The following is an 8,299-nucleotide window of genomic DNA, read 5'->3' on the forward strand; positions in this document are numbered from 1 at the left end:
ATATCGCCCAAGAAAATGTAATGGTGACGCGCTTGGTAAGTTAAAGCATTGATAGCAAAGTCGAAAAAATAAATAAATTTTTTGATCCTTCTGCGGTCGGTACGCCCGTGGAAGTAAAATAAACAGCCCAGTAACGGCGTTAGTAGCGGGGACTACGGTCTAGTTAAGAGTCTATATGGGAATCCCCTTGCCTTCAGGCAGGGGAGGTTCAACAAACAGCCAAAGATCTTGAATGAAGTGTCTGAGGGTTTTTTTGGCATTTAATATTTTTTTATCGTCAAATTCAAAGTCTGGCAATTGACAACAAAAGGTTATGTATTCGGTATCAAAAACTGGTCGAAAATATTTTGTACTCCATAGTAAGTCAGATGTGAAGCGAAGATCATCAATGTTTTTCACAGCCTTTTCATAATCTTCTTGTGGTCTGAAGTTAACTAACATTAAAGGACGAACCCAGCATTTATTCTGTGGAATTATAACATCAATAATTTCACAATATAAAGACTTATTTTGATTATCTAAACAAACTATTTCACTGGGTTTAAAAAAGCTCACTTTTACTGTGGTTAATTGTTAAGGTTTTACTGAAAAAACAAAGAATTAAATAGGTTTAGCTTTATTGTTTAACAAGGGGTTTTTACCCCTTGCCATGGTTTTTTTGTAACAAGAGGTTTTGATCCCTTATCACGGATGTTTTGTAATTAGATTACGGCATAGGCGGAGTTTAATGCCCAAATAATTAACGCAGTAATAGCACCAAGAATGATAAAGGCAGAAATGCCTACGATAATAGGCTTATCAGCACCTTCAAATTTCATAATGCCACGATTTAAATCAGACATACGACCTCAATTTTAATTTAAAGAAAAAGGACTGTTTACTATCAGATTAACTTAAAAAAATCTCTTTCTGAAGAAAGGTTCACATTTGTTGATATTTTTAGTTGGTAAGGGAGGAAACTTCAGGAAAACAAACTTTTGTACCTCCTAAACCGCAGTAACCGTTGGGGTTTTTGGCGAGATATTGTTGGTGGTAGCCTTCGGCGAAGTAAAATTCTGGCGCGTCAAGGATTTCGGTGGTAATTTCCCCATGTCCTGCTTTGTTTAATTCTTGTTGGTAAAGCTGTTTTGATTTTTGGGCTAGTTCTTTTTGTTGGGCAGAATAGGTATAAATCCCTGAGCGATATTGAGTGCCTCTATCGTTACCTTGGCGCATTCCTTGGGTGGGGTTATGGTTTTCCCAGAATACTTTTAAGAGGGTTTCGTAACTAATAATTTGGGGGTCATAAACTACTAGGACAACTTCGTTATGACCTGTTAAACCGCTACAGACTTCTTCGTAGGTGGGGTTGGGGGTATAACCTGCGGCATAACCCACGGCGGTGAGGTAGATTCCTGTTTCTAGCTGCCAAAATTTTCTTTCTGCGCCCCAGAAACAACCCATACCGAATACTGCTTTTTCCATGTGGGCTGGATATTCGGTTTTGAAGGGGTTACCGTTTACGTAATGCTTGGAGGGTAGGGGCATTTTTTTGTCTCTACCTTTGAGGGCTTCTTCGGGTTTGGGTAGGGTTAGTTTTTTGTCTCCGAGTCCAAATAAAAACATAGTTTTGTTAATGATGGTAAAGAATTATTACTGTCTTATTTCATCTTATCGTCTATGGTTGTGGTTTATGTCTTTTATCGGAGCTACGGAGACTTTATTTTTTAAGATACGGGGGTGTTAGCAGAGGCATAAAAGGCGATCGCAATGCCCCCGGCTACAAGGAGGACGGAAAAAATGAGCAGGATTAAGTTGTTTCTTTTTTCTTTTTCTGTGGGGGCTTGAGCTCTATAAATTTTGGGCTCATGGGCGAAGTTATTAATTTTACCGCCGTCTTCTGTGGTGTATGGCATATATTTTATTAACCGTTATCAATAAAGTTTACACAATATTATTAGATTAGGCTCAGAGCCATATTTTCGGGAGAAGGAGCAATAAATCTTGATATTACTTTACATTTTTTGTGACTAAAATTAATATTTCTTTGTGATGGTGTGTCAAAATGAATGTTAATTTTTCTGCTTAAATAAATTCTTATGCTTAATTATGTTTGGTTTGGAATGATTGCTATTTCTGTGGTTGTCGGGGCAATAAATGGCAACATTGAAGCGGTTACTCAGGCGGCCGTTGATAGTGCTAAATTGGCGGTAGATTTGGCCATTGGGTTAATTGGTATTATGGCTCTATGGTTAGGTATTATGAAAATTGCTGAGGCGGCGGGGTTAGTAAGTGCGATCGCCCGTATTGTCCGTCCCATAACCATTTGGCTATTTCCAGAAGTTCCCCCCGACCATCCCGCCATGAGTGCCATGGTACTAAATATGTCCGCTAATATGTTGGGTTTAGGTAACGCTGCCACCCCCCTAGGTTTAAAAGCCATGCAGGAATTAGAAAAACTTAATCCCCACCCCGAAACCGCCACCAACGCCATGTGTACCTTTCTAGCCATCAACACCTCCAGCGTACAATTAATCCTCCCTGCCACCGTGGTAGCCCTTATGGGAGTAAACGCCAGTGACTTGTTTATCCCTACCATCCTCGCCACATCTTGCTCCACCATAGCAGGAGTAACCGCCGTAAAACTACTCTCAAAATTACCCCAATTTGCCCTTCCCGAACTAAAAAAAGAAATGGAAGAATCAGATTTTAATGAATAATTAATCTAAATTGCAGATCAAATTTTTTAACACTTTAAAAGGGAAGTAACGGGCAATGAGCTTAAGCCCATTGTTAAGAATCACCCAAATTAAACTATATTTCATCACAGAAAAATAATGATTGAATCCTTTGCCGATATTTTCAACACCACCGCTAAATATATAATTCCTCTTCTGTTAATGGGTATTCCCTTCTATGCCCTAGTATTTAAGAGAGTTAAAGTCTATGAAGTATTCACCGAAGGAGCAAAAGACGGCTTCACCATCGCCATTCAAATTATCCCCTACCTAGTCGCCATTTTAGTCGCCATTGGGATGTTTAGAGAAAGTGGAGCATTGGATGTGATGCTAAATATCCTTTCCCCCGCATTATCAATCCTCGGTTTTCCTCCTGAAAATCTCCTCCTAGCTATCATGCGTCCTCTCTCTGGGGGTGGCTCTTTTGGTTTACTCAGTGACTTGGTGGAAACCCATGGGCCTGATTCCCTCATCAGTAAAATTGCAGCCACCATGTATGGCTCTACAGAAACCACCTTTTACATTTTAGCCGTGTATTTTGGCTCAGTGGGCATTAAGAGAGTACGCCATGCCCTATTTGCGGGATTGATAGCCGATGTAGTGGGAATTTTTAGTGCTGTTTATATTTGTCGGCTATTCTTTGCCTAGACTATTTGCCCCATGACTAAAATCCTCAGAAACTGGGCAAACTTTAAACAATCGCTACTTTGTCATCAAAGATTTGATCAAGGTAGTGTTAAAATTTGTTTGTTATTCTATTGTTAATGTAAAAAGAGTATATAAATATGGCACAAGGAAAAGGATTTGGACTAGGCTTAGGTAAAATGAAGGAACTTGCGGAAGCCTTCAAAAAAGCCCAACAAGTGCAAGAGGGAGCAAAACAACTCCAACAAGAACTAGAAACCATGGAAATTCAGGGGCAAAGTGAAGATGGTTTAGTGGTTGTCACCATGAGCGGAAATCAAGAGCCTTTGAAGGTAGAAATTAAAGATGAGGCTTTAGCCAATGGTTCAGATGCTTTATCTGCAAGTGTTACCGCTGCTTATAGAGATGCCTATCAAAAATCCACTGAGACTATGCGCGAGAGAATGGAAGAGTTAACTGGTAGTTTTGGACTTCCTGGAATGTAGGTAAATAGTTAATCATGGGGGCTGAGGATTTTTCAGCCCTTAATTTATTATAAGTTTTGTCGGTAGTTGTTATTTTTTAATACTTAATTTTCAGAATTTTATTATTATTTTTTAAATGGTTAAGTTATTATTTGTCTGTTTAGGTAATATTTGCCGATCGCCCTCAGCGGAGAATATTATGATTCATTTAATAGAAAAAGAGGGTTTACAAGATGAGATTAGTTGTGATTCTGCGGGAACTTCCCGTTATCATATCGGCTCTCCTCCTGATGCTCGCATGAGACAAGCGGCAAAAAAAAGAGATATAAAGTTAGTAGGAAAAGCTCGACAAATTGAAGATTTTGATTTGGAATATTTCGATTTAATTTTAGCTATGGATAAGGCTAATTATCAGGATATTTTATCTTTAGATTTGAAGGGAAAATATAGAGACAAAATTAAGTTAATGTGTGATTTTGCATCCCATCATACTGATAAGGAAGTACCAGATCCCTATTATGGTGGAGAGTCAGGTTTTGATTATGTGATTGATTTGTTACTTGATTCCTGTGAAGGTTTATTAGACTATGTGAAAAGAGAATATCGTATCAACTGATTAAGGCAAAAATAATAATCTTTAAATTTTTGTTTTATTATCAATTCTCAATGATCCATTATCAATTAACAAAATGACTGCTAAAGAATCAATTTCTATTTATCTTGATATTGCCCTATTGGCCGCAAGGGCTGGGGGGGCTGTACTTAGTCACTATTGGGGCAAACAATTGGCGATCGCCCAAAAAGGTAGATCAGGTGATCTTGTCACCCAAGTAGATAAGGAATCCGAGGCGCAAGTAATTAAAGTCATACAAAGACACTGCCCCAATCATGCTATTTTTGCCGAAGAATCAGGAAAAAGTGGCAATCAAAACCACAAATATCAATGGGTAATTGATCCCCTAGACGGCACCACCAACTATGCCCATGGCTACCCTCAAGCCGCCGTTTCCATCGGTCTAAATATTGACGGTATCCCCTCGGTAGGGGTGGTTTATAACCCCATGAGAGATGAGCTATGGTGTGCTGGGAAAGGATTGGGGGCAACCCTTAATGGCAAGCCCATCGGCGTATCCAACACAGAGGAATTGAAAGATAGTTTGCTAGTGACAGGATTTGCCTACGATAGACGAGAAACCGATGATAATAACTACGCTGAATTTTGTTATCTTACCCACCTAACCCAAGGGGTGAGAAGGGCTGGAAGTGCCTCCCTCGATTTGTGTGAGTTGGCAGGGGGAAGATTAGACGGTTATTGGGAAAGGGGTTTGAGTCCTTGGGATTTACTCGCTGGGGTGGTTATCGTTAGGGAAGCGGGGGGATATATAACAGCCTATGATGGTACAGATTTCGACATTCAAACAGGGCGCATTCTAGCTACCAATGGAAAAATCCATGATGCTTTGATGGTGGCACTAAAAAATACTCCCCATCGTCCTGCTTTTTCTTTTCCTGATGTGGTGGGTTAATTGTTGTTTGATTTATTTTTTGTCAATAATATTCGGTTTATTGTAAGGGTTTTATTCCTGCTAAATCTAAAATTTCGGGGATTAATTCTTCTTTTTTAACGGCCATTAAATGGACTCCTTGACATATATCTTGAGCCATTTTTACTTGTTCTGAGGCAATTTTTATTCCTTCTTGGAGGGGATTTTCTGCTTTCTTTAATCTTTGAATTATATGATCTGGAATTTCTACCCCCGGCACATATTTATTAATAAATAGAGCATTTTTTGCACTTTTTAAGAGGAATATTCCTGCTAAAATGGGGCGATCGCCCTTAACAGCAATTTGGGTCATAAATTTATCTAGCTTTTCAAAATCAGTGATTAATTGACTTTGGAAAAACTGAGCCCCTGCTTCTAATTTTCTTTCAAAACGTCTTTGTAAACCAGACCAACTTTTGGATTGAGGATCCACCGCTGCCCCTGCAAATAAGTCTAAATTACCATCTACTAACGGTTTATTATTAATATCAAAACCTAGATTTAATTTATCAATTAACTTTAATAATTTGATAGATTCTAACTCAAAAACAGCCCTAGCTTGGGTATGATCCCCTGCTTTTATGGGATCTCCTGTGAGTGCTAAAATATTTCTAATGCCTAGGGCATAAGCCCCCATTAAATCTGCCTGTAAACCGATAGAGTTGCGATCGCGCCCTGTCACTTGACAAATAGGTTCAATGCCTTCTTTTAATAATAAAGCCGATGCGGCTACCGATGACATCCTCAACACAGCACGACTTCCATCGGTAATGTTGACCCCATGGACTCTATTTTTTAACACCTTTGCCACTGTTAACATTCTTTCTGGATTTCCCCCTTTTGGAGGAGTAATTTCTGCGGTGATTAGAAACTCTTTAAGGGCGATCGCACCTTGTAGTTTTGACAAATTATTTCCCATTTTTATATTTTTTTAATAATGTAGATAAATAAGTTTTTCATAATATTTGAAAGTATGTAAAGTGCAAAAATAATGGTACATTTAACATTCAAAATTCACTAATTTAGAGGAGGTTGAGAAAGTTTTTTTGATGATCGAATTTCTAAATAATTTATAGAAAATTTTAAATAATATCCCTCCCCTTATTAAGTAGGGGAGATCAACTTTATAGAAATAGGATAAAGTTTCTATAGCACAAGGTTAAAAATATCTATTAACCAATCAAAAAACCAAGAGCCTCTTTTACCCTTTTGAGGGTAGCCCCTGCCACTTCCCCAGCCTTATCCTTACCATCCTTTAATACAGAATCAAGATAACCCTTTTCCGCCACAATTTCCGCATACTTAGTCTGAATAGGAGTCAAGGCTTCAATCGTCGCCTCAGTCAACAAAGGCTTAAACTTACCCCACCCCATATCAGCACATTGAACCGCTACTTCCTCCTTTGTCTTACCAGAGAAAATAGTATATAAACCCAGTAAATTATTACACTCAGGACGAGCCGGATCAAACGCCAAACCCATGGTAGGATCAGTTTTACACTTCTTAATCTTTTTCTTGATCATATCAGCAGAATCTAAAAGACTAATACGACTCAAATCAGAAGGATCAGACTTAGACATCTTTTTCGTACCATCTGCCAAACTCATTACCCTCGCCCCTTCCTTACGAATCAAAGGCTCAGGAACTTTTAAAACAGGGGATTCTTCTGTGGCAAAACGATCATTAAAACGTATGGCAATGTCACGGGTTAACTCTAAATGTTGTTTTTGGTCTTCTCCCACGGGTACTTGATCTGCATCATACAATAAAATATCCGATGCCATCAGGATAGGATAATCTAATAAACCAACGCTGACATTTTCCCCTTGTTTAATGGCTTTTTCCTTAAACTGAATCATTCTTTCTAACCAATTTAAAGGAGTTACACAATTAAGTAACCATGCCAACTCACTATGGGCAGTCACATGGGATTGGACAAAAATAGTAGAGTAGTTTAAATCGATACCACAGGCAAGATATAACGCCGCAATGTTATAAGTATCTTGGGCTAAAACCGTGGGATCATGGGGTACAGTAATAGCATGGAGATCCACCACACAAAAAAAGTTATCATACTGGGGTTGCATCTCTACCCAGTTGCGAATGGCTCCTAAATAATTGCCGATATGTAAATTTCCTGTAGGTTGTACCCCTGATAAAATACGCTTTTTGCTCATTATGCTTAGAATTTATGTAACTACCCAGTGGGAAATTATAACATTTATTAAGACTCTTTAAATTTTTGAGAATATCTTCATATCTATCAATTCTCTTTTAGGTGTTGCTTATTTTTGTTTGGTATTAAACATCATTGAACTACAGCAAATAGATAATACTAAAACTATTATTACCATTGCCCATTGCCTATTCCCCATTCCCCACCTAAACTAAAAATAATATCTAAAATCAGCAACGCTAAAGTCATATATGCTACCACCACTAACAAAAGAAACCATCTGGGATATTTTAAATAAAAAAATAGACGATCGCACCTGTAACGAATTAATATGGCATTATCTAGGTTACAGATATGATGAAGAAACCGACACATGGGATAACTCAGAAGTAGAAGAATCGTGGCGTACGGAATATCCTCAACCCCCTGATTTTATTGCCCATCGCCCCCCCAATGTAAAATTAACTCGCTCAATTCCCAAAGAAAATAAACAACTCCTCAAAGAAGATTTAGGATTTAAAGGTTACAAAATTGGAGAATTTAGCCCCCTCGAAACCCGTCGCGCCACCATGGCAAATTGGTTATTAAATTATATGAAAATCAACGACTTGGGGTGAACTACTCACATTCGCTACGCTGAAATGTGAGCTTCTTACCCAACAGACTGCATTATAGTAGATTTCTTGCGTCCTCTATTATCTCGTCTTACATCTGGGCGATAAGCTGAAACTCCAGTTCCTGAAGCCAAAATTC

At 38.5% G+C, this 8,299-nt stretch carries 12 protein-coding genes; 6 read left to right on the forward strand and 6 right to left on the reverse strand.

Annotation, left to right across the window (positions count from 1 at the left end; all coding sequences use genetic code 11):
• Positions 1–171: 171 nt before the first annotated feature.
• The 4 genes from ACXITR_RS00465 to psb34 all read right to left on the reverse strand — a co-directional run bounded on the left by ACXITR_RS00465 (position 172) and on the right by psb34 (position 1,895).
• Positions 172–555: a hypothetical protein gene (locus ACXITR_RS00465; protein ID WP_457995265.1), complete on the reverse strand. Its 384-nt coding sequence runs from the start codon at positions 553–555 to the stop codon at positions 172–174.
• Between the two features lie 146 nt (positions 556–701).
• Complete coding sequence (locus ACXITR_RS00470; protein WP_457995266.1) at positions 702–842, reverse strand: hypothetical protein; 141 nt, start codon at positions 840–842, stop codon at positions 702–704.
• A 97-nt stretch (positions 843–939) separates the two neighbouring features.
• Positions 940–1,605 (reverse strand): peptide-methionine (S)-S-oxide reductase MsrA, encoded by a 666-nt coding sequence (gene msrA, locus ACXITR_RS00475; RefSeq protein ID WP_457995267.1) that lies wholly within the window; start codon positions 1,603–1,605, stop codon positions 940–942.
• Between the two features lie 101 nt (positions 1,606–1,706).
• Positions 1,707–1,895 (reverse strand): photosystem II assembly protein Psb34, encoded by a 189-nt coding sequence (gene psb34, locus ACXITR_RS00480; protein WP_457995268.1) that lies wholly within the window; start codon positions 1,893–1,895, stop codon positions 1,707–1,709.
• A gap of 183 nt (positions 1,896–2,078) precedes the next feature.
• Here psb34 and ACXITR_RS00485 point away from each other — a divergent pair, with 183 nt between their 5' ends.
• The 5 genes from ACXITR_RS00485 (at position 2,079) to ACXITR_RS00505 (ending at position 5,352) form a co-directional block, all read left to right on the forward strand.
• On the forward strand, positions 2,079–2,699 hold the full coding sequence (locus ACXITR_RS00485) for a nucleoside recognition domain-containing protein (RefSeq protein WP_457995269.1): 621 nt from the start codon (positions 2,079–2,081) through the stop codon (positions 2,697–2,699).
• Positions 2,700–2,816: 117 nt separating this feature from the next.
• Complete coding sequence (locus ACXITR_RS00490) at positions 2,817–3,365, forward strand: spore maturation protein (protein WP_457995270.1); 549 nt, start codon at positions 2,817–2,819, stop codon at positions 3,363–3,365.
• A 137-nt stretch (positions 3,366–3,502) separates the two neighbouring features.
• Positions 3,503–3,847: a YbaB/EbfC family nucleoid-associated protein gene (locus ACXITR_RS00495; protein WP_457995271.1), complete on the forward strand. Its 345-nt coding sequence runs from the start codon at positions 3,503–3,505 to the stop codon at positions 3,845–3,847.
• Positions 3,848–3,962: 115 nt separating this feature from the next.
• Positions 3,963–4,442: a low molecular weight protein-tyrosine-phosphatase gene (locus ACXITR_RS00500; RefSeq protein ID WP_457995272.1), complete on the forward strand. Its 480-nt coding sequence runs from the start codon at positions 3,963–3,965 to the stop codon at positions 4,440–4,442.
• Between the two features lie 73 nt (positions 4,443–4,515).
• Entirely contained in the window at positions 4,516–5,352 is an 837-nt protein-coding gene (locus tag ACXITR_RS00505) for an inositol monophosphatase family protein (protein ID WP_457995273.1), read from the forward strand.
• Between the two features lie 37 nt (positions 5,353–5,389).
• Here the strand turns inward: ACXITR_RS00505 and ACXITR_RS00510 are convergent, their stop codons facing one another.
• The gene (locus tag ACXITR_RS00510) at positions 5,390–6,289 is read right to left on the reverse strand and encodes a methylenetetrahydrofolate reductase (RefSeq protein ID WP_457995274.1); all 900 of its coding nucleotides are present in this window, start codon (positions 6,287–6,289) and stop codon (positions 5,390–5,392) included.
• 253 nt (positions 6,290–6,542) lie between these two features.
• Complete coding sequence (gene trpS / locus ACXITR_RS00515; RefSeq protein WP_457995275.1) at positions 6,543–7,547, reverse strand: tryptophan--tRNA ligase; 1,005 nt, start codon at positions 7,545–7,547, stop codon at positions 6,543–6,545.
• Positions 7,548–7,797: 250 nt separating this feature from the next.
• Here trpS and ACXITR_RS00520 point away from each other — a divergent pair, with 250 nt between their 5' ends.
• Complete coding sequence (locus tag ACXITR_RS00520; protein WP_457995276.1) at positions 7,798–8,163, forward strand: DUF1823 family protein; 366 nt, start codon at positions 7,798–7,800, stop codon at positions 8,161–8,163.
• Positions 8,164–8,299 lie beyond the last annotated feature (136 nt).

It is taken from the genome of Cyanobacterium sp. (assembly GCF_054166785.1).